General features: G+C 35.9%; 18 protein-coding genes and 1 tRNA gene. 10 read left to right on the top strand and 9 right to left on the bottom strand.

Annotated elements, in window-relative coordinates; all coding sequences use genetic code 11:
* Positions 1–13 precede the first annotated feature (13 nt).
* From E0F89_RS00090 to E0F89_RS00075, 4 genes are all read right to left on the bottom strand, one after another.
* On the bottom strand, positions 14–2050 hold the full coding sequence (locus E0F89_RS00090) for a M43 family zinc metalloprotease (RefSeq protein WP_131907840.1): 2037 nt from the start codon (positions 2048–2050) through the stop codon (positions 14–16).
* 187 nt (positions 2051–2237) lie between these two features.
* Entirely contained in the window at positions 2238–2912 is a 675-nt protein-coding gene (pth, locus tag E0F89_RS00085; protein WP_131907839.1) for an aminoacyl-tRNA hydrolase, read from the bottom strand.
* Between the two features lie 329 nt (positions 2913–3241).
* Positions 3242–3853 carry a 50S ribosomal protein L25/general stress protein Ctc gene (locus E0F89_RS00080; RefSeq protein ID WP_073205004.1) on the bottom strand — a complete coding sequence of 204 codons (612 nt, stop codon included), beginning with the start codon at positions 3851–3853 and terminating at the stop codon, positions 3242–3244.
* A gap of 43 nt (positions 3854–3896) precedes the next feature.
* Positions 3897–4838 (bottom strand): ribose-phosphate pyrophosphokinase, encoded by a 942-nt coding sequence (locus tag E0F89_RS00075; RefSeq protein ID WP_131907838.1) that lies wholly within the window; start codon positions 4836–4838, stop codon positions 3897–3899.
* Positions 4839–5127: 289 nt separating this feature from the next.
* On the opposite strand from E0F89_RS00075, the gene E0F89_RS00070 reads away from it, so the two are divergent.
* Positions 5128–5207, top strand: a tRNA-Leu gene (locus tag E0F89_RS00070).
* Positions 5208–5362: 155 nt separating this feature from the next.
* On the opposite strand, the gene E0F89_RS00065 is transcribed toward E0F89_RS00070, so the two are convergent.
* The 4 genes from E0F89_RS00065 to E0F89_RS00055 form a co-directional block, all read right to left on the bottom strand.
* Complete coding sequence (locus E0F89_RS00065; protein ID WP_131907837.1) at positions 5363–5974, bottom strand: PAS domain-containing protein; 612 nt, start codon at positions 5972–5974, stop codon at positions 5363–5365.
* A gap of 170 nt (positions 5975–6144) precedes the next feature.
* Positions 6145–6471, bottom strand: coding sequence for a type II toxin-antitoxin system PemK/MazF family toxin (locus E0F89_RS00060; protein ID WP_131907836.1), 327 nt, complete (start codon positions 6469–6471; stop codon positions 6145–6147).
* A gap of 79 nt (positions 6472–6550) precedes the next feature.
* Positions 6551–6718, bottom strand: coding sequence for an AbrB/MazE/SpoVT family DNA-binding domain-containing protein (locus E0F89_RS17025; protein ID WP_165929954.1), 168 nt, complete (start codon positions 6716–6718; stop codon positions 6551–6553).
* An 89-nt stretch (positions 6719–6807) separates the two neighbouring features.
* Positions 6808–7806, bottom strand: coding sequence for a GntR family transcriptional regulator (locus E0F89_RS00055; RefSeq protein ID WP_131907835.1), 999 nt, complete (start codon positions 7804–7806; stop codon positions 6808–6810).
* Positions 7807–7908: 102 nt separating this feature from the next.
* Between E0F89_RS00055 and E0F89_RS00050 the strand changes: the two genes are divergently transcribed.
* The 7 genes from E0F89_RS00050 (at position 7909) to E0F89_RS00020 (ending at position 18259) form a co-directional block, all read left to right on the top strand.
* On the top strand, positions 7909–8961 hold the full coding sequence (locus E0F89_RS00050; protein ID WP_131907834.1) for an aldose epimerase family protein: 1053 nt from the start codon (positions 7909–7911) through the stop codon (positions 8959–8961).
* Position 8962: 1 nt separating this feature from the next.
* Positions 8963–10063, top strand: a complete 1101-nt coding sequence (locus tag E0F89_RS00045) for a glycoside hydrolase family 53 protein (RefSeq protein WP_131907833.1) — start codon at positions 8963–8965, stop codon at positions 10061–10063.
* A 6-nt stretch (positions 10064–10069) separates the two neighbouring features.
* Positions 10070–11116: a glycoside hydrolase family 53 protein gene (locus E0F89_RS00040; protein WP_243699442.1), complete on the top strand. Its 1047-nt coding sequence runs from the start codon at positions 10070–10072 to the stop codon at positions 11114–11116.
* A gap of 259 nt (positions 11117–11375) precedes the next feature.
* Entirely contained in the window at positions 11376–13802 is a 2427-nt protein-coding gene (locus tag E0F89_RS00035) for a DUF4982 domain-containing protein (protein ID WP_131907832.1), read from the top strand.
* 314 nt (positions 13803–14116) lie between these two features.
* Entirely contained in the window at positions 14117–15283 is a 1167-nt protein-coding gene (gene galK, locus E0F89_RS00030) for a galactokinase (protein WP_131907831.1), read from the top strand.
* A 2-nt stretch (positions 15284–15285) separates the two neighbouring features.
* Positions 15286–16338 carry a UDP-glucose--hexose-1-phosphate uridylyltransferase gene (locus E0F89_RS00025; protein ID WP_131907830.1) on the top strand — a complete coding sequence of 351 codons (1053 nt, stop codon included), beginning with the start codon at positions 15286–15288 and terminating at the stop codon, positions 16336–16338.
* 256 nt (positions 16339–16594) lie between these two features.
* The gene (locus E0F89_RS00020) at positions 16595–18259 is read left to right on the top strand and encodes a sodium/sugar symporter (RefSeq protein WP_131907829.1); all 1665 of its coding nucleotides are present in this window, start codon (positions 16595–16597) and stop codon (positions 18257–18259) included.
* Positions 18260–18625: 366 nt separating this feature from the next.
* Here E0F89_RS00020 and E0F89_RS00015 read toward each other — a convergent pair whose 3' ends face one another.
* Positions 18626–18970: a toxin-antitoxin system YwqK family antitoxin gene (locus tag E0F89_RS00015; RefSeq protein ID WP_131907828.1), complete on the bottom strand. Its 345-nt coding sequence runs from the start codon at positions 18968–18970 to the stop codon at positions 18626–18628.
* A 227-nt stretch (positions 18971–19197) separates the two neighbouring features.
* On the opposite strand from E0F89_RS00015, the gene aspS reads away from it, so the two are divergent.
* Together aspS and E0F89_RS00005 are read left to right on the top strand one after the other, a co-directional pair.
* The gene (gene aspS, locus E0F89_RS00010; RefSeq protein ID WP_131907827.1) at positions 19198–20943 is read left to right on the top strand and encodes an aspartate--tRNA ligase; all 1746 of its coding nucleotides are present in this window, start codon (positions 19198–19200) and stop codon (positions 20941–20943) included.
* A gap of 132 nt (positions 20944–21075) precedes the next feature.
* Positions 21076–21270, top strand: coding sequence for a cold-shock protein (locus tag E0F89_RS00005; protein WP_007137066.1), 195 nt, complete (start codon positions 21076–21078; stop codon positions 21268–21270).
* Positions 21271–21294: the final 24 nt, after the last annotated feature.

Genomic DNA, 21294 nt, shown 5'->3' with positions numbered 1-21294 from the left:
TACATGATTTTATTTATTTTTTAATGAATTGTAGCGTGGCTGTTTCCAATTGGCTTTTTGATAATTTTAGAAAATAAATACCGTTTGATAAATAGGAAACGGGAACGATCAAATCCTCTTCTGTTTGGATTTTCTTTGTTTTTATGATTTGCCCCAAAGTATTAATTATACTATATTCAGTCGGCATTTCCAATTTGTTGTCAATGACGATATTTACGGTGTTTGAAGCAGGATTTGGATACAAATAAACTGAATTCAGGTAATCTACGTCATTAGTTGAAAGCAAATTGATGCTAAAATCTTTGGACTCCATCGCTCTGAAAGATCCGCCGGTAGCTATGACTTCATCTGAAGGAGTTCGCAGAATATAAGACCCGTTTCCGTAATCGCAACAAATCCCATCATCCTCGCTGTCAAATATGGTAAATGTATAACACTCGTTGCTAGGAAGGTTAAATGAAGTGTTGATTTGCGGCGGGAGAGGTGCGGTTTCTGCAGTATCCGTATAGGGCCCGCCTTGATACAGTGTGATTCCTTTAGAGTTGGTAACTTTCCACGTAGTTTCTGAGCCGTAGTGGTCTAGTTGCAATGAGAAATTTACGGTGTTTGTGGCGTAATTTTTTGTAATAAAGAAACTCGCTGTGGTGTTATTATTAGTCGCATTTTGGTCAGTAGTTGAATTTACACTAATGATTGTAGCACTGAAATTATGATTTCCTCCGGTTGTTGTTAAATTACTTAAAGTAATATCTTGTGATTCATTGTTAGCCAAATTGCCAGTCCAGTTATAGGTTTGCAGGTTTTGGTTGTCAATGCCGTACCGGATTGTTGCTTTTGTTAATGGCGAACTTCCCTTATTTACAATTTTTATCTTAGGCGCGAAAGTTCGGCTACAGGAAATAAGGTTTAAATCCACAATCATTAGCGCCGCATCATTGGCATAAATAACTCCAGGGACAAGCGCATTTGACGTTTTTAATGAGGCCCTTCTGGTTGAATTATTCATCACGGTGATCATGCGGTTTTTTTGTTCGGCGGTAAAAATGTTCATACAGGCATCATTAGTATAATCCATGTAGTTTTCAACCATATCAAAACCAGGCGAAGCTGGACAACTATCAACTCCAAAAGGACAGCCAGTATTCTCCTGCCCTGCATTAGGAGTATCCGTGCAAAAATCATCAACATCACATCCACCATCGCCCCAAATGTGTCTTAACCCAAGATAATGACCAATTTCGTGGGTTGTGGTTCTTCCTTGATCATAATCATTGATATAAGTTCCTCCGGGAAAGTAACTAGAAGATCCAAAAAAGGTATAACCAATAACTACCCCGTCTGTGATTGCCGAACCACTATCAGCATTGAGTCCGGAAAGACCCGAGGCACTTGGAAATTGTGCGTATCCTAGAAGTTTAGTAGTGGAGAATTTTACAACCCAAATATTAAGGTATTTGTCAGGATCCCACTGTGTTTGAGGTTTTACAAAATCATCAATTTCATCAGTTGACCAACTTTCTTGCCCCAAGTTTACCCGATTTATCCCATTTGATAAAACGCCTGAAGGATCTCGTTTAGCAAGAGCGAATTCAATCTCTACATCGGCTCCTACAGGATTAGAGTTAAAACCAGGGCTGTCCGCTTTTCTTCTGAAATCCTCGTTGAGCACTTGAATTTGTGACAGCACCTGTTGATCAAATATGTTTTCATTAGCTCCCAAGAGGTCTCCGTTATGAATCACATGAACTACTACAGGAATCGTTATAACTGCATTTTGTTTGAATCCTTTGGATACATTGTCTTTTTTATTTTTTTCGATTTTAATCTTTGGTGCGATCCACAGTTCAAATTCCGCGGTCGATAATCGTTCAGGATTTTTGGATTTCAAATATTCTTCATATTCTGTGGTGGCGCAACGAATAAAAGAGCCTTCGGTGACACTCTTTTTTTTACCAAAGAGTGTAACTTCACTTAAATTGCTCACTTGCGCAAATGCTCCATTGATTATGAAAAAAAGTGATGTAAAGAGAAAAAAAGTAATTTTTTTCATGATATGTGTTTTGTCTAAAATGAGCAATTCGTATTTGTTTTTCGCCGAGTAAATGTTACGTTTAGTCAGCGTTTATTTTTTAATATTTTTGCAAAAAAAAATAAAGTTTATTAAAATTAATTATTATTTATCTCTAATACAAATTAATTGGCATTCCATTGCTTAACTCTTTGGAGAAGTGTGATCTTTATTTCCCGTTAAAGGTGGTCATGGTGATATCCAAGCCGGCAGTTCCAAAAGATTTTATGATTTCAGAAGCTACTTCGAGACGTTCCGGAAGCGCTGTTTTTTCAGCATCATCCCAGTCTCCAAGGACGTAATCAACTTGTTTTCCTTTTTTGAATTCGTCGCTGATCCCAAAACGGAATCGGGCGTAGTTTTGTGTATTCAGCACCAGATTGATGTTTTTAAGTCCGTTGTGTCCGCCGTCGCTTCCTTTTTGGCGGATGCGGATGGTTCCAAAGGAAAGATTTAAATCATCGGTGATTACCAAGATGTTTTCCAAAGGAATTTTCTCTTTTTCCATCCAATACTGAACGGCTTTCCCGCTCAAATTCATATAGGTGTTGGGTTTCAAAAGCAGAAAAGTTCTTCCTTTGAATTTATATTGTGCCAATGCGCCCAGTTTTACGGTTTCGAAAGAAACGGCTTCTTTGCGGGCCAGGAAATCCACGATTTTAAAACCAATGTTGTGTCTTGTGTTTACGTATTCGGCGCCAATATTGCCGAGTCCTACTATCAAAAATTTATTACTCACGCTTTCTGTATTGTTTTTTTGGTGTTCGTGAACCTCTGGTTTCGTATAATCTGTATTGTTCTCTTTTTTTGTGGACGAGAATAAATTTGAAATCCATTTTATCATAGTGCAAAAATAGACTTAATTAGAATATTGGACTATTAGATTTTTAGAAAATCGTTATTGAGGGCAAATTAGTTCTGAATAGCCCTGATGGAAGTGGCATCCCACGCTTTTTTGCGTGGATACAACGGACAGCAGGAGCAGAGTTGTTGTGAAAATGAGTAGTGGTGCTCCTAAATATAAAATGAGAAACGAGTTCAGAAACAGAATGTGAAACAAGTTCAGAATCAGAATCTTAAACGATTTTAGAAACAGAATCTGAAACGAGTTCAGATTAAATAAAAAAAGCACCAGTTTTACAACTGATGCTTTCTTGAATGATTGAAAAAATATTATTTTTTCTTTCCTTTTGCAGGAGCTTTCGCTGCTTTTGCTGCTTCTTGAGCTGCTTTCATAGCCGCACGAGAAATTCTTACTTGAGCAACAACAGTGTTGTCAGGGTGAATCAATTTGTAGTTTTCGTTAACTAATTTAGTAACGTACAATTTGTTCCCCATTTCAAGTGGAGTAATGTCAGCTTCAATAAAATCTGGAAGATTTTTTGGTAAAGCTTTAACTTTAAGTTTACGCGTGTTCAAACGTAAAACACCACCAGCAAGAACTCCTTTAGATGTTCCAACTACTTTTACAGGAACTTCCATAGTGATTTCTTTGTCATCAAATAATTGAAAGAAGTCAATGTGTAAAATCTTGTCAGATACCGGGTGAACCTGGATATCTTGTAAAATAGCGTTAAATGATTTTCCTTTTCCAAGATCGATCTCAACTGTGTGAGCGTTTGGAGTGTAAACCAAGTTTTTGAAAGCCATAACTTCTGCTGAGAAATGAACTGCCTGATTTCCTCCGTATAATACGCAAGGAACCAATCCAGCATTACGTAGGGCTTTAGTCGCAACTTTACCCACGCTTTCTCTTTCTGATCCTTTAATTGTAATCGATTTCATTGTAAAAAAAATATAGTTATTAAATAATATTACTTGTTTGGGGTTACATTATGAACTTTCCACTAATGGAATTGTTATGATGTACCATGTGCATAACTTCAGCAAAAAGTGGCGCACAACTCAACACTCTTATTTTGTTTGATTCTTTCTTTAACGGAATAGAATCGGTAACGATTAATTCTAATAATTTAGAATTCTCTATTTTTTCGTAAGCATCACCAGATAAAATCGCGTGGGTACAAATTGCTCTTACGCTCAATGCTCCTTTTTCGATCATTAAATCTGCGGCTTTCGCCAAAGTGCCTCCGGTATCAATCATGTCATCTACTAAGATTACATTTCTACCTCTTACTTCACCAATTAATTCCATGGTGTCGATAATGTTGGCTTCTTTTCTTTGTTTGTAACAAATTACCACATCCGATTCTAAAAATTTAGAATAAGCATAGGCTCTTTTTGAACCTCCCATATCCGGAGAAGCAATAGTCAGATTGTCTAAACCTAAGCTTTTCACGTAAGGCAAAAAGATGGTTGATGCAAAAAGGTGATCTACCGGTTTTTCAAAAAATCCTTGAATTTGATCAGCGTGCAAATCCATGGTCATTACTCTTGTTGCGCCTGCAGCATCTAATAAATTGGCTACTAGTTTAGCTCCTATCGGAACTCTTGGCTTATCTTTTCTATCTTGTCTTGCCCAACCAAAGTAAGGAATTACTGCTGTAATGTGTCTTGCCGACGCCCGTTTTGCAGCATCAATCATCAGTAACATTTCCATCAAATTATCCGCCGTAGGAAACGTTGAACATACGATAAATACGCGTAATCCTCTGATAGACTCTTCATAAGAAGGTTGAAATTCACCGTCGCTGTATTTTGACATGGTGATTTTCCCTAATGGGATTCCGTATTCCTTTGCTATTTTCTCAGCAAGATAGACACTTTGTGAACAAGCAAAAATTTTAGCTTCTGGTTCTAGGTGTGACATTTAATTTGTTGTTTTTATTCCGCTGCGCTGCATACAGTTTGGCTTTGAATTTCTATAAAGCCTTATGTGTGTATTTGTCTCGGGTGTAGTTAGTTGTGTGTTGTGTTTTTAACGAGGTGCAAATTTATAAAATTTATTCAACTCTGAAAGGAAAAAATTAAGTATTTTTAGTTGAACATTTAATATTATTTTTTACATTTGCACCGTGTTAAAGGAATTGATGGTTGATTTAAACACAATCACATCTTTTATTGCGTTGAAATAACTGTCGTTATTTCATGTCTGCTAAGCCCGGATGGCGGAATTGGTAGACGCGCTGGTCTCAAACACCTGTGGGAAACCGTGCCGGTTCGACTCCGGCTCCGGGTACTTAAAAGTCCGTAATTTCTTGAATTTTCAAGTGTTACGGGCTTTTTTCGTTAGTGAGTGTCCATATTTTATAAGCAAGGATAAAAATTGTTTCGTTTGGTCAATATCTGCCGAAGGGATAATTTCTCCAAAGCGGAAATAATCAAAATTTTAGTTCAGGTTCTAGCAGTAGTATCAATGCTTCTAATAATTTCATCAAGTTGCTTAGAGCTTTCTACTATCATGTCGCAAATGTTGCTTGTATCACTATCCAGTATTTTTTTGTCTAAAATACTGGCGAGGCCAATTATATTGCTTAATGGGGCACGTACAAGATGTGATTGTTGAAAAATAATGTTTTTTAAGGTATTGTTATTTTTTTCAATCTTTTCATTTGCCTTTTGTAACAGTAATTCTTCCCCAACAAATTTGGTTATATTGTATCCCAGACAGAATATTCCAGCAGGATTCTTTTCATCATCAAACATTGCTCTATATTCCCATTGCGTATATACATAGTCGCCCTTGCCATCGTGTTTTCTAATTGTTGCCGGAAATAATTTAGTGGGATTCTCAAAACATTTGGTAGAAACTTCGATGCAAGTTTTCATATCATCTGTGTGCATAGTTATATAATATGGCTTTCCAACTAAATTGGTGTGTACATGTGAAAATTCTTTTGCATAATGTTTATTGATATACGAATATTTGCCATCCATATCAGCGGTTATGATGTAAAATAAAGCAGAATCATCAAATAATCTTTTAGTTTCTTCAAAATAGTTCATGTTAGTTGTGTTAAAATTAGTCAAATATCACCTATATAAATTCTTGCCATATAAGTTTTTATAATGATGTTTTTTAATTTTTGTGTTGTAAAATATTTAAACCAAAAATAGACTCTTAATAATTATCCACTTTGAGGTTTCCCGTAAAAGACAAAGATTTTTAATTAATTTTACTCATTAAAAAACTCAAATAACAAATTATTTTTAGCTGTTCGCAACGTTTTTGCAATGGTGCCGTCAGTTTTTACAATGCGGCTATTGTCAAAACTTTTGATGTGGTCAAAACACAATTCGCCTTCACTGTTTTTGTGATTTGTCAATATTCTAAAAGGGTATCCTCTGGGTTTTGAGGTAAACGGGACTACAATAATAGTGTTCAAGTATGTATTGATACTATTGGGCGAAACCACTAAACACGGTCTTGTTTTTGATATTTCACTTCCTTTGGTTGGGTTCAAAACCACCATTACAATATCCCACTTTTTATAATTTGTCAATACCACCTGCTAGGGTGGTATCAAAATCGTTTAAATCGTCTTCTCGGACTATTTTCATTTTTGCCAAAATGTTTCCCCACTAGCTGCGCTGCGGCATGGTTACTTTTATAAGCGTAATAATCATAGTGTTATTTGTGAGTTCCAAGACAACTTCTTTGGTGCCCAATGCACTTAGAAAGTCTTTAGGAATTCTAATCCCGTTAGAATTGCCTATTTTTATAATTTGCGTTTGGCGGACTTTTAACATGTAACAAATGTAATTACTTTCGTGCTTACTTTTTATACTTTATATTTTTTTAACTTATTGTATAATAGGGGTTTATTTATTTTAATATGTCACAGCGAATTCCTAATAATCAAATCACTTGTATTCTCAATTTGTTCTTTCTTGCCTTTTAAAATCATCTCTGCCAGTAACTTTCCCATTACTTCAAAATTGGTTGAAATCGTTGTAATTCCGTTTTCGACTACTTTTTTAAGCGGGGTTTCATTGTACGAAATGATGCCGTAATCACTGCCTAATTGCAACTTCTGAATTTTAGCTTTTTGGATAACACTCACTAAATCCCTGTCACTCGGAATAATATACACTTCGCCTTTTTTTATTTCCCGATTCCTGAATTCAGTGATGATTTCATAATCGAATGTGAAATCTTTACAGAAATTCTCAAAACCGATTTTCATACCTATGGGCTCTCGGAATCCAGGGAAAATCATAATCAGTTTTTTGTATTTGTTCAATTTAGATTTTCCTTTCAGTAAGCCGTCGTAAATATCTTTTACGAAATTCTGGTATACAGCAGGAAAGGATTTTAGTTCAGGATTGGTTTGATCTAAAATATAAACGTCGTTAACTGGTAGGGTTTTTATCGCCGCGGCGGCCTCGGCTAAATTTGTCGGCATAATGATGTATTTAGTGTAATTGCCGTAGCTGTCATTAATCAGTTTTTGGAAAACGGGAACATTAAAATGATGAAAGAAAATATCTACCTGAGCATTACTGCCAATGTTTTCCAGAAACGAATTGTACAAGTCTTCCTTAAAAATATTCAACTCGTCAAAAAGTAAAAATATCCTTTGTTTTATGGTGACTTCAACGCTTTTCACATAATAGCCTTTGCCTGGAATGGCATAAATAATACCTCTTTTTTTCAATTCTTCATAGGCCTGTAAAACCGTATCGCGGGACAAGGAGAATTCCAGACAGACTTTGTTTACCGACGGAAGTTTGTCGCCTTTTTTCAGATTTACGTCTTTTATTGCCTTTTCTATCGAACTAATTATTTGTCGGTATTTGGGAATTCCAAGATTGTTTTGAATCGAAATTATTTTCATGCAGCAGTGGATTTCTTGGCAATATACAAAAACTGGTAGGTACTGGTATGTCAATGATAACAATTATTTTACTTTTGGTTTTTCACATTTCATAATTAAACCATGAAAATTAAACACATATCACATTTTAAAACCAATTCTGTAATAGAATCATTTGGTTTGATACCGGATGGGGAAGAGGTTTTTGTTTGTGAAGTAACGAATAAGAATGGCATGCAAATGAAAGTGATGGGTTATGGTGCTGCGCTTACCTCTTTAAAAGTTCCATTAAAAAATGGAGCATTGGTAGATGTGGTTTTAGGTTTTGATACTTTGGAGGCCTATTTACAGTCATTTAATTTAGAAAGTGCGCCTTATCTTGGAGCAACGGTGGGACGATTTGCCGGAAGAATAAATGAAGGCGAATTTAAACTGAACGGAAAAACAGTTTGCCTCAACAAAAACAACAACGGAAATTCGTTGCATGGCGGTACCATTGGCTTGAGCCATAAAAACTGGAAAATAAAAAAAAGTAGTGAAGGTGAAAATCCCTCTGTGACTTTTACATGCGTCAGTGCGGATAATGAAGAACATTTTCCGGGTGAATTATCAGTTGATTTGACTTACATGCTCTCTGACGACAATGAATTAATTATAGAATATATCGCCAGCACAACTGAAGATACAATTGTAAATTTAACGCATCACAGTTATTTCAATTTGGACGGTCATCAATCCAGTGTTGCTGCTCAGGAAATGCGTGTAAATTCTCAACGAATATTAGAAACTACAAAGTCGGGAATTCCTACCGGACGGTTTCTAAATGTTGCTAATTGTCCTTTTGATTTTACCGCCGCGAGAACCTGTCCGTCAAAAATTGACACCACTTTTGTTTTAAACAAGGAAAAAGAATACGCAGCGTCTCTTTATAATAGTGATAAAACTTTGAAAATGTCTGTTTACACGAATCAGCCCGCGGTTCATATTTATGTTGGCGGAAATTGCTTTAATGCAATAAAAGGGAAAGAAAACACTAATTATCATCCCACAAGCGGCATTTGTTTTGAAACCCAGAATTTCCCTGATGCGCCTAATCACGAACATTTTCCTTCTTCTGTTTTGAGAAAAGGAGAATTATATTATCATAAAACTATTTATAAATTTCAATCTTTTTAAGATGAAAAAAAATATTCGAATTTTAGGGTTCTTAACCCTTTTTGTACTTCTTTTTTCCTGTTCTAATAGTAATGATACAGCGGAAACTCCGGCAGTTGAACCGCCAGTTGCAGTTGATTCTTTTATTAGAGCTGCGGACATTTCTTTTTTACCGGAAATAGAAACATCGGGTGCGGCTTTATACAACAGCAGCAACCAAGCGGAAGATATGATTACAACTCTGAAAAATGCTGGTTGTAACACGGTTCGAATTCGTCTTTGGAAAAACCCAGCGAATGGACGTTCCGGAATGACAGAAGTTAAAGCGCTGTCAAAACGAGTGAAACAAGCAGGAATGAAAGTTTGGTTAACGGTACATTATTCGGATACTTGGGCTGATCCTGCGGTTCAAACTACGCCAGCGGAATGGAAAAATTTATCATTTACCGATTTAAAAACGGCTGTCGCCAATTATACTTCGACAATTCTCACTGAAATTAATCCAGATATTATCCAGATTGGGAACGAAATTAACAGCGGATTGCTTTGGCCACAAGGAAATTTAATCAATCAGGAAGTACAAAGTATTTCTTTATTGGCAACTGCCAGCGCAACGATTCGAGCTAAAGCGCCAAATATCAAAATCATGATTCATTATGCAGGCGTGAAAGCTTCGGATACAAATTGGTTTTTTAACAAAATTAAAAGTGTAGATTACGATTACATTGGGTTGTCGTATTATCCACTTTGGCACGGAAAGGATTTAGAAGTTGTAAAAACCGCCATCAATACGTTAGGAAAAGCATACAATAAAAAAGTTATTATTGCTGAAACCGCTTATCCTTTTACGTTAGGATATAATGACTGGACAAATAATATAGTGGGTTTAGATTCGCAACTCGTTTCTGGTTATCCTGCTACTCCTGATGGTCAAAAAAACTTTGTGTTGGCAATAAAAACCATCGTGAAAGAGTCTGAATATGGTTTGGGATTTGCCTATTGGGGTGGAGAATGGATTTCTTTTAAAGGGAATCAGGCCGCAAATGGATCTACTTTTGAAAACCAGGCTTTTTATGATTTTAATAATAGAGCATTACCTGTTTTGCAGGCGTTTAATAAATAAGAAAACATGAAAAATTTACCAATGTATTTTCGATTCGTTTTGATGTCTTTAATGGTTTCAATACTTTTTTCTTGCAGTACATCCAAAAATGTGCAATCAACATCCAAAAATTCTTTTGCAAAAGGAGCTGATGTGGGATGGTTGCCGCAGATGGAAGCCACTGGATATAAATTTTACGATACCGATGGCGCTGAAAAAGATTGTTTGCAACTCCTAAAGGACAGAGGGATGAATACCATTCGCCTGCGTGTTTGGGTAAATCCAAATGATGATAAAGCCAGTGGACACTGCAGTAAAGAAGAAACCGTTGTGATGGCTTTGCGTGCCCAAAAAATGGGAATGCGTATCATGATCAATTTTCATTACAGCGATTCGTGGGCCGATCCTGCTAAACAATTCAAGCCAAAAGCTTGGGAAAATCATACTTTTCCGGAATTAATGACGGATGTGTATGATCATACTTTTGGTGTTTTGAGCGCACTGAAATCTGTAGGAGTTACTCCGGAATGGGTTCAAATTGGGAATGAAATTCCAGGCGGTATGATGTGGCCGGAAGGAAGTACCAAAAATTGGAATCAATTGGCACAATTACTCAACAAAGGCTATGAGGCAACAAAAGCTATTGATTCTAAAATCAAAGTAATTGTTCATCTTGACGAAGGAAATAATAATGAAAAATTCCGCTGGTTTTTTGATAATGCTACAGCAAATAATGTAAAGTACGATGTAATTGGATTGTCCTATTACCCTTTTTGGATCAAGAAAGATTACACAGAAACTATTGCGGATTTAGCGTATAATCTAAACGATATGGTTGCCAGATACAACAAAGAAGTGATGGTTGTGGAAGTAGGTGGGGAATATGATAAAGTACAAAACACCTATGAAATGTTGGTGGCAACAATCAAAGCGGTAAAAGCTGTTCCTAATAACAAAGGACTTGGCGTGATATATTGGGAACCGCAGGGAGAAAAAAGTTGGAGCGGTTATTCCCTGAGCGCTTGGCAATCTGACGGGAAACCATCAATGGCTTTAGATGCGTTTAAGGAATAGTTTTAATCAGCGGAATTAAAAACTGCATTTAATTATATAAATGACAGCGTTTTGTCGAAAAAATTGTTGAAACATTTAAGTCATAGAAGCTTTTAATTTGAATAAAATTAATTGAAAACTCAGAATTCATTTAGTAAAGTTATTAATCATGTAAAGAATATTTTAACTGATATTCACTTTAAATAGTTAATTGACAAACTAACTTTTTCAAACTTACATGACTTACATGTTTAAAAAAAAATTAAAATTTGTTATAAAAATGAAGAAATTGATTTGTTTTCTTGTTGTGATTTTATCATGTACACAAGTTGCCTTGTCTCAATCACGAGAAGTTAAAGTACTAAAGGCCAATTGGAAATTTCAAAAAGGTGATTTTGACGCGGCGTATAAAATAAATTTTAATGATTACAAATGGGAATCCGTAACCGTTCCACATGACTGGGCTATTTACGGACCTTTTGATAAAAATGTAGACATACAAAAAGTTGCTATTGTTCAAAACGGAGAAACCGTAGCTACCGAAAAAACAGGAAGAACAGGTGCTTTGCCGCATATTGGAACTGCTTGGTACCGCAATACATTCAACTTGCCTAAAGATTCAAAAGGAAAAAAAATAATTTTGCTTTTTGAAGGCGCGATGAGCGAACCTCAAGTGTATTTAAACGGAAAAAAAGTAGGAGAGTGGAAGTATGGTTATAGTTATTTTTATTTTGATGTTTCCCAATTTATTCAAGAAGGAGCCAATACATTATCAGTAAAACTAACCAATAAAGAATTTGCATCTCGTTGGTATCCGGGTGCAGGTTTGTATCGAAATGTAAGTATTATTATAAAAAACAACGAAAGTATTGACCAATGGGGACAGTTTATAACGACACCTTTTATCAGTGAGGAAGTTGCGAAAGTTAATATCAAGACTAAAGTCTCCGGCGAAAATACTCGTTTAGTCACCACTATTTTTGATGACGAAGGACGTAAATTAAGTTCAGAGGAATCGACTACGCAGTTCGGAAAAGAGTTTGACCAAAACATAAAAGTAGATAATCCAAAATTATGGAGTCCCGAAACTCCATATTTATACAAAGCGGTTTCCCAATTGTATATAGGAAACGAACTTAAAGATGAAATTTCAACCCGTTTTGGAATTCGGGAAATAAAATACGAGCCGAATAAAGGCTTCAGTCTTAATGGAAAGGTAACCAAATTTAAAGGAGTTTGTTTGCATCACGATTTAGGTCCGCTTGGAGTTGCGGTAGATAAAGCGGCGCTGCGCAGACAAATGACCATATTGAAAGACATGGGTTGCAATGCGATTCGCAGCTCGCATAACATGCCTTCTTTCGAGCAATTGGAGTTGGCGGATGAAATGGGTTTTCTATTTTTAGCAGAGAGTTTTGATGAATGGGCAAAGCCAAAAGTAGAAAATGGGTATCATCGTTTTTTTGAGGAATATGCTGAAAAAGATATCGTCAATTTAGTGCAAGCCACACGAAATCATCCTTCGATTGTGATGTGGAGTTCTGGAAACGAAGTGCCGGATCAATGGGGTGAAGAAGGAGTGAAACGCGCCAAATGGTTGCAGGAAATCTTTCATCGGGAAGACCCAACACGTCCGGTAACTGTTGGTATGGATCAGGTAAAAGCAACTATTGAATCTGGTTTTGGCGCTTTGCTGGATATTCCGGGACTGAATTATCGTGTGCATTTATATGAGGAAGCTTATAAAAAATTTCCCCAAGGTTTTGTTTTAGGATCAGAAACCGCTTCAACGGTTAGCTCTAGAGGGATTTATAAATTCCCCGTGGTTCAAGAAAAAAATAAACAATATCCTGATTTTCAATCATCCTCTTATGATTTGGAAGCCTGCAGCTGGTCGAATGTGCCGGATGAAGATTTTGTACTTCAAGATGATAAACCATGGGTAATTGGCGAATTTGTCTGGACTGGTTTTGATTATTTGGGTGAGCCTACTCCTTACGATGAAAGCTGGCCGTCTCGCAGTTCTTATTTTGGAATTAACGATTTAGCCGGTTTGCCTAAAGACCGTTATTATTTATACCGAAGCCGTTGGAATACAAAAGAATCTACGCTACATATTTTACCGCATTGGAACTGGGAAGGCCGTGAAGGAGAAATAACTCCTGTTTTTGTATACACGAGTTACAACAGCGCCGAACTTTTTGTCAATGGAAAAAGTATGGGCGTGCAGACAAAAAACAAAAACACTCCACAAAATCGCTATCGCTTGATGTGGATGGATGTAAAATATGAGCCGGGAACGGTAAAAGTGGTGGCTTTTGATGACAATGGAAAAGCTGTTGCTGAAGAAGAAATACGTACTGCGGGGAAACCTTACCAAATTGTTTTAAACGCAGACAGGAAAACAATCACTGCCGATGGCGAGGATATCTCTTTCGTAACGGTATCGGTAGTGGATAAAAATGGAATTCCTTGTCCTACGGCGACGAACCAATTGAAATTTAAGGTTACGGGAGCGGGTACTTACAGAGCGGCTTGCAATGGCGATGCCACTTCACTCGAAATGTTTCATAAAGATACCATGAAACTTTTTAGCGGAAAATTGGTAGTGCTTGTTAAATCGAAAACAACTGAAGGAGATATAAAACTTGAAGTAAATGGAGCCGGACTCAAGAGCGGTAAATTAACCTTGGAGGCGACGAAATAAGTGAAAAATTTATATAATTTTTCATTATTGTTCGATTACAATAAGGTTTAGTCCCTACGGGACAAATTTTATATTTCGTACTATCTTACTACCAATATATAACCTCTACGAGGTTCGCTCCGTTAGGAGCAAAATATGTGTAGTAAATTAAATAGGCACTCCGCTAAAAAATGTCCCGCAGGGAATATGCCTATTCCGTTTTATCAATTTAAAAAAGTTTTTATCAGACAACAATGATAATTTTTACATATTACTTTAAAAAAATAACAACAACAGCGAGTTTTTAAAAAAAGGGATTGGATAATATTTAAATTATGAATGAGATTTTAATACACAAAACAACTGATTTTTTTCAGCAGACTTTTGGTTCAGAACCATCAAAAATAGTTCTTTCGCCAGGAAGAATTAATGTTATAGGGGAACATATTGATTACAATGACGGCTATGTTTTACCGGCAGCCATCGATAAAATTATTTGTTTTGCTTTTGAAAAAAACAATTCGGATACAGTTAAAATTGTGGCCATAGATTTGAATGATGAGTTTGAAGTTGGTATAAATGACGATCAAAAGCAGACGGATAGCGTTTGGACAAATTACCTGCGTGGTGTTCTGAATCAGTTGAAAATGAACGGCTATTCCGTGGAGGGTTTTAATTGTGTTTTTAGCAGTAATATCCCGGTTGGTTCCGGTTTGTCATCTTCTGCGGCTTTAGAATGTGGCTTTTTGTTTGGTTTAAATGAACTATTCAATTTGAAAATTAAACCCATTGATATTGCACTTATGGGACAAAAATCGGAACATTGGGTGGGAATCAATTGTGGTATTATGGACCAGTTTTCCAGTGTGATGGGTTTAGAAAATAAAGTCATAAAAATTGATTGCAAAACATTGGATTTCGAATATCACGACGCTAATTTTAGTGATTATTCCTTAGTTTTATTCGATAGTAATGTAAAACATTCCTTAATGACATCGGCTTATAATGAGAGAAGACAACAATGTGAAGAAGGTATTGCTATTATTAAAAATAATTATCCTGAGATAACAAGTTTTAGAGATTGTAATGAGCAACATGTTTTAGAATTGCAACATGTAATGAGTACCAATGTTTTCAAAAGGTGTCTTTATGTGGTGAAAGAAATTCGAAGAGTAACTCAGGCTTGTGATGCTTTGGATAAAGGAGATATCGAAACCTTGGGTAAATTAATGTTCGAAACGCATCAAGGATTATCGGTTGATTATGAAGTAAGTTGTGTCGAATTAGATTTTTTAGTAAACACAGTTAAAGAAGTTAAATCAGTCATAGGCTCACGATTAATGGGAGGCGGTTTTGGGGGTTGCACTATTAATTTGATCAAAAAAGGACAAGAAGAAAATGTGAAAAATAAATTATCAGGGTTGTACCAAGACGAATTTGGAATAGAATTAAAAATTTATGATGTCAAAATTGGGAATGGAACATCACTTTATATCGCATAATAATGAAAAAATTTGATATCAACGAAGATCCGCACAGACGTTATAATCCGTTAATCAACGAATGGGTTCTGGTATCTCCACACCGTTCGAAACGTCCGTGGCAAGGACAAAATGAAACAATAACTTCGGATACATTGCCCGAATATGACCCGACTTGTTATTTGTGTCCGGGAAATGTTCGAGCGAATGGAATGGTAAATCCGGATTATGAAAGTTCTTTTGTTTTTGAGAATGATTTTGCTGCTTTAAAGCAAGAAGAAATTGCTTTTGAAGAAAATAAAAACGAGACTTTTTTTAAAGCTAAACCGGAAAGAGGAATTTCTCGAGTAGTTTGTTTTTCGCCAAAACACAATTTGACATTGCCAGAAATGTCAGCCGATGCGATTGAAAATATCATTCATACTTGGCAAAAAGAATATACGAATTTGGGCAACGTGGATTATATCAACCATGTTCAGATTTTTGAAAATAAAGGAAGCGTTATGGGTTGCAGTAATCCACATCCACACGGACAAATTTGGGCGCAATCGTCTTTACCAACAGAAGTGGAGAAAACGCAAAGTAATCTAAAGGCCTATTTTGACAAACACAACAAAACACTTTTAGAAGATTATGTAAAAGAAGAGTTGAAGTTAGGTGAACGCATTGTGATTGAGAATGATTATTTTGTGGCATTAGTGCCTTTTTGGGCAATTTGGCCGTATGAAACGATGATTGTCAGCAAGCGTAATGTGAGTAAAATAACTGATTTCACGGAAACGGAAGTAACTGATTTTGCTATTATTTTAAAACAATTGACGACCAAATATGATAACCTTTTTGAAACGTCTTTTCCGTATTCATCAGGGATTCATCAGTCGCCAACAGATGGAAAGTTGCATCCGGAATGGCATTTTCACATGCATTTTTACCCGCCATTATTGCGTTCTGCAACTGTAAAGAAATTTATGGTAGGTTATGAAATGATGGGCGAATCACAAAGAGATATCACACCAGAGAAAAGTGCTGAGATTTTAAGGGAGCTATCAATTACACATTATAAAAGTAAGTCATAAAATACTAGTCACGAAGGGTGATTTACGTTTTTGAAAAAGTCAGCCTACAAAAGTTAGCATACAGCATTGGTGAAAGAATTGAAGTTGAATTTGTTTTGGCTTATGCCAATGCAGCTAAAGTCAATACGGTTCTTGGATAAATAAAATACAATCAATACTGGAAGAAATGATTTCGAGAGCTTGGAAATGGGAGCAGAAGGTAAGGAGTTAGCCTGATTATTAATTTGAAATATTTAATTAACATTAATACTATACTATGACAACAGAATTCGGGTTTATAGATTACTTAGTTTTTGCTGCTTACGCAGTGCTTATTCTAGGTGTTGGATTATGGGTTTCTCGTGAAAAAGACGGGCATCAAAAAAATGCTGAGGATTATTTTCTTGCCAGTAAATCATTGCCCTGGTGGGCCATTGGCTCTTCATTGATTGCAGCCAATATTTCCGCAGAACAATTTATCGGAATGTCCGGTTCTGGATTTGCATTAGGATTAGCGATTGCCTCTTATGAGTGGATGGCTGCTTTTACGCTAATTATTGTAGGAAAATATTTTTTACCCATTTTCATTGAAAAAGGGATTTATACCATTCCTGAATTTGTAGAGAAACGATTTTCAACTAATCTTAAAACTATTTTAGCTGTTTTTTGGATTGCTTTATATGTTTTTGTTAATCTTACTACGGTTTTGTATCTGGGAGGTTTAGCGATAGAGGCCATTTTAGGGATTGACATGATGTATGCAATTGTAGGATTAGCACTTTTTGCTGCAGCTTATTCCTTGTATGGAGGCCTTTCTGCCGTGGCTTGGACAGATGTTATCCAAGTTATATTCTTGGTGTTAGGTGGTTTGGTTACAACATACATAGCATTAAACACGGTTTCTGATGGTGCTGGAGTTTGGGAGGGAATGAAAACGGTTTATTATGCTGCTCCGGATCGTTTTGTGATGATTTTAGATGAATCTAATCCAGAATATATGAACCTGCCAGGTATTGGAGTTTTGGTTGGTGGACTTTGGGTCGCTAATATTTACTATTGGGGATTCAATCAATATATTATTCAAAGAACATTAGCGGCTAAGTCATTAGGCGAAGCTCAAAAAGGGATATTATTAGCTGCATTTTTAAAGATGCTTATTCCTTTCATTGTTGTAATTCCGGGAATTGCAGCTTACGTAATGGTCAATGATCCTGCAATAATGGCTCGATTAGGAGCTGCAGCGGCAGATAATATACCTGGTTTTGGCACTGCTGATAAAGCCTACCCTTGGTTGTTGCATTTTTTACCTACAGGTTTCAAAGGTTTGGCATTTGCTGCCTTGGCTGCTGCTATTGTATCTTCTTTGGCATCGATGTTAAACTCAACTTCGACCATTTTCACAATGGATATTTACAAACAGTATATTGATAAAAATGCCAACGATAAAAAGACAGTTAATGTAGGGCGTATCTCTGGAGGGATTGCACTATTAATAGCAGTAATCATGGCGCCACTTTTAGGTGGAATTGATCAGGCATTCCAGTTTATACAAGAATATACTGGCGTGGTAAGTCCCGGTATTTTAGCCGTGTTTATATTAGGGTTGTTTTGGAAAAAAACGACTAATAAAGCAGCTATTTGGGGTGCATTAGCTTCTATACCAATTGCTATGTTTTTCAAAGTGGGACCAAAATCATGGGCAGCGGGAAGTGGTTTAGAATCTGTTTTTCCAACATTGCCATGGATGGACCAAATGGGTTATACCGCTATTTTAACTATGTTGTTAATTATTGCGATTAGTTTAATTCAGAATAAAGGTAATAATGATGCTAAAGGAATTCCATTAACTAAAGAATTATTCAAAACGAGTCCTCTTTTCAATATCTGTTCATTTGCATTAATGATTATATTGGTGGTTGTTTACGCAGTTTTCTGGAAATAAAACGAATGTATATTAATAAAATAAAAGTGAAATTAAATTTGTTTAGTTTCACTTTTTTTCTGAAATAATGTAGCCATTTGTTCATTAGATTATACTATGAAGGGCCGGTAAAGCTTAAATGATTTTATAATACACTTGTGTGTTTCTTAATCGTAAAGGTTTCTTTTGAGTTACAAGTACTGCATTTTTTTTGGCAGAGACTACCGCAAATTCTTCTAAGAATAATTTTTTGATTCGCAGCTTATCTTTGATTTGAATTCTTTTTTTGGAAGCAATAATCTTCTAAAGTATAGTTTAACCAAAAAACATAAGGCATAAAAAAAGCTTTCGAGTCAACGAAAGCTTTTTATAATATTTGAATTTTGTTTAGTTATTCACTAATGCGTCTTGTTTCCAAGTTTTTACAGAAGCTATTCTGCTATTAGAATATTCTACTTCGTTCAGTTTGTTACCATTCCAAAACAACCATTTTCCAGTTTTTTCTCCGTCTTTATAAGTGGCAACAGATTGTTTGTTTCCATTTGTATCGTATGAAATCCAAACTCCTTCCAGTTTTCCATTTTTAAAGAAACCTTCTTGTTGTACTTTTCCGTTTTCAAAGTAGTAAGTGGTTTTAACTAACTCACCTACAGCTTCTAATTTTGGATTGTTTTCTTGAGCGAATACAATTCCTGAAAAAAGTAATGCGGTTAATATTATATATTTTTTCATGTCGTGTGTGTTTTTAAATTCATATTAGCTTAACAAATGTATAAAACATTTTACAATAAAAAAACTTTTAGTTAACAATTTCGTAACATTGAAGTAAAGCTTAACATTGAAAATAAAGTTTGCCATAAAACCAATCACTAAAATTTCTTATTTCTCAATTCATTATTCATAATTAGTCCTAAATTTGCAGCTGTGTCCGAAGGGCAAAATAATCTAAAATTTAGAACATGTATAGAAGTCATAACTGTGGCGAATTAAACGCCTCACATATCAACACTGAAGTTACACTTGCGGGATGGGTTCAAAAATCTCGCGATAAAGGTTTTATGAATTGGGTCGATTTACGCGACCGTTATGGAATTACACAATTAATTTTTGACGAAGGACGTTCTGAAAAATCTGTTTTTGAGTTGGCAAAAACACTTGGTCGTGAATTTGTAATTCAGGTAAAAGGAACTGTTATTGAGCGTGAAGCCAAAAATAAAAATATGGCAACTGGTGAAATCGAAATTTTAGTTACAGAACTTACTATTCTAAACGCTTCACTTACGCCTCCATTTACAATTGAAGATGAAACAGATGGTGGTGAAGATATCCGAATGAAATACCGTTATCTTGACATTCGAAGAAATCCAGTGAAAAATAGTTTGATGTTTCGTCATAAAGTAGCGATGGAAGTGCGTAAATATCTTTCTGATTTGGATTTCTGTGAAGTAGAAACACCGTATTTGATCAAATCTACTCCCGAAGGAGCCAGAGATTTTGTCGTACCTTCCAGAATGAACGAAGGTCAGTTTTATGCATTGCCACAATCTCCGCAAACGTTCAAGCAATTATTGATGGTGGGCGGAATGGATAAGTATTTCCAAATCGTGAAATGTTTCCGTGACGAAGATTTACGTGCGGACAGACAACCGGAATTTACACAAATCGATTGCGAAATGGCCTTTGTGGAACAAGAAGATATTTTGAATGTTTTTGAAGGATTGACAAGACATTTATTAAAAGAAATAAAAGGCATCGAAGTAGAGAAGTTCCCAAGAATCACCTACGAATATGCGATGAAAACCTATGGAAATGACAAACCGGATATCCGTTTCGGAATGGAATTTGGGGAATTAAATGAAGTAACACAACACAAAGAATTTCCGGTTTTTAATGCTGCGGAATTTGTGGTTGGAATTGCAGTTCCTGGAGTTGGAAATTATACCCGTAAGGAAATTGATGGATTAATTGACTGGGTGAAGCGTCCTCAAGTAGGTGCTTCTGGAATGGTTTATGTAAAATGCAATGAAGACGGAACCTATAAATCATCCGTTGATAAATTCTACGATCAAGATGATTTAGCACAATGGGCAAAAATCACCGGCGCGAAACCTGGAGATATGATTTTTGTGCTTTCGGGTCCTACGGATAAAACACGAACGCAGTTAAGTGCATTGCGAATGGAGTTAGCAACTCGTTTAGGATTGAGAAATCCAGCCGAATTTGCTCCGCTTTGGGTAGTTGATTTTCCTTTATTGGAGTTTGATGAAGAAAGTGGTCGTTACCATGCCATGCACCATCCGTTTACTTCTCCAAAACCGGAAGACATGCACTTACTGGAAACTGATCCCGGGAAAGTTCGCGCTAATGCCTACGATATGGTTTTGAATGGAAATGAAATTGGCGGAGGTTCAATTCGTATTCACGATAAAGCGACACAACAATTAATGTTTAAATATTTAGGCTTTACAGAGGAAGATGCGAAAGCGCAATTCGGATTCTTGATGGATGCATTCCAGTTTGGTGCGCCACCTCATGGAGGTTTGGCTTTTGGATTGGATAGATTGGTTGCTATTCTTGGAGGGCAAGAAACTATTCGGGACTTTATTGCTTTTCCAAAAAACAATTCCGGAAGGGATGTTATGATAGATGCGCCGTCTGTAATTGATAAATTACAGCTAAAAGAGTTGCATATAAAATTAGCTTAGTTGCAGTTGGTCGGAATTATTTGTTAGAAAACGTTGAATATCAATATTTTTACAAAATAAAAACAGAAGATAGCATTTCGTATTATATTAAATATTACATTTGCTTCATTATAAATTATTATTACAATTACAATGCGTACAGGTACAGTTAAATTTTTCAATGAGTCTAAAGGTTACGGATTCATTACAGACGAAGAAACAGGAAAAGACATTTTTGTTCATGCATCAGGAATCAACGCGGAAGAATTACGCGAAGGTGACAGAGTTAGCTATGAAGAAGAAGAAGGAAGAAAAGGAAAAGTTGCTGCGAAAGTAGCAGTTATCTAAGCATAAAAAATTAATTTTTTTTTT

This window comes from Flavobacterium caseinilyticum, assembly GCF_004349085.1.
Lineage (GTDB): Bacteria > Bacteroidota > Bacteroidia > Flavobacteriales > Flavobacteriaceae > Flavobacterium > Flavobacterium caseinilyticum.
Note: the sequence above shows the minus strand (reverse complement) of the source record. Positions and strands in the feature narration are given on the sequence as shown.

Coding starts and splice junctions, on each gene's coding strand:
- aspS (WP_131907827.1), top strand. CDS start 19,198: ATGTATAGAAGTCATAACTGTGGCGAATTAAACGCCTCACATATCAAC.
- E0F89_RS00065 (WP_131907837.1), bottom strand. CDS start 5,974: ATGAACTATTTTGAAGAAACTAAAAGATTATTTGATGATTCTGCTTTA.
- E0F89_RS17025 (WP_165929954.1), bottom strand. CDS start 6,718: ATGTTAAAAGTCCGCCAAACGCAAATTATAAAAATAGGCAATTCTAAC.
- E0F89_RS00020 (WP_131907829.1), top strand. CDS start 16,595: ATGACAACAGAATTCGGGTTTATAGATTACTTAGTTTTTGCTGCTTAC.
- E0F89_RS00090 (WP_131907840.1), bottom strand. CDS start 2,050: ATGAAAAAAATTACTTTTTTTCTCTTTACATCACTTTTTTTCATAATC.
- E0F89_RS00005 (WP_007137066.1), top strand. CDS start 21,076: ATGCGTACAGGTACAGTTAAATTTTTCAATGAGTCTAAAGGTTACGGA.
- E0F89_RS00045 (WP_131907833.1), top strand. CDS start 8,963: ATGAAAAAAAATATTCGAATTTTAGGGTTCTTAACCCTTTTTGTACTT.
- E0F89_RS00050 (WP_131907834.1), top strand. CDS start 7,909: ATGAAAATTAAACACATATCACATTTTAAAACCAATTCTGTAATAGAA.
- E0F89_RS00035 (WP_131907832.1), top strand. CDS start 11,376: ATGAAGAAATTGATTTGTTTTCTTGTTGTGATTTTATCATGTACACAA.
- E0F89_RS00040 (WP_243699442.1), top strand. CDS start 10,070: ATGAAAAATTTACCAATGTATTTTCGATTCGTTTTGATGTCTTTAATG.
- E0F89_RS00075 (WP_131907838.1), bottom strand. CDS start 4,838: ATGTCACACCTAGAACCAGAAGCTAAAATTTTTGCTTGTTCACAAAGT.
- E0F89_RS00025 (WP_131907830.1), top strand. CDS start 15,286: ATGAAAAAATTTGATATCAACGAAGATCCGCACAGACGTTATAATCCG.
- E0F89_RS00055 (WP_131907835.1), bottom strand. CDS start 7,806: ATGAAAATAATTTCGATTCAAAACAATCTTGGAATTCCCAAATACCGA.
- galK (WP_131907831.1), top strand. CDS start 14,117: ATGAATGAGATTTTAATACACAAAACAACTGATTTTTTTCAGCAGACT.
- E0F89_RS00015 (WP_131907828.1), bottom strand. CDS start 18,970: ATGAAAAAATATATAATATTAACCGCATTACTTTTTTCAGGAATTGTA.
- pth (WP_131907839.1), bottom strand. CDS start 2,912: ATGATAAAATGGATTTCAAATTTATTCTCGTCCACAAAAAAAGAGAAC.
- E0F89_RS00080 (WP_073205004.1), bottom strand. CDS start 3,853: ATGAAATCGATTACAATTAAAGGATCAGAAAGAGAAAGCGTGGGTAAA.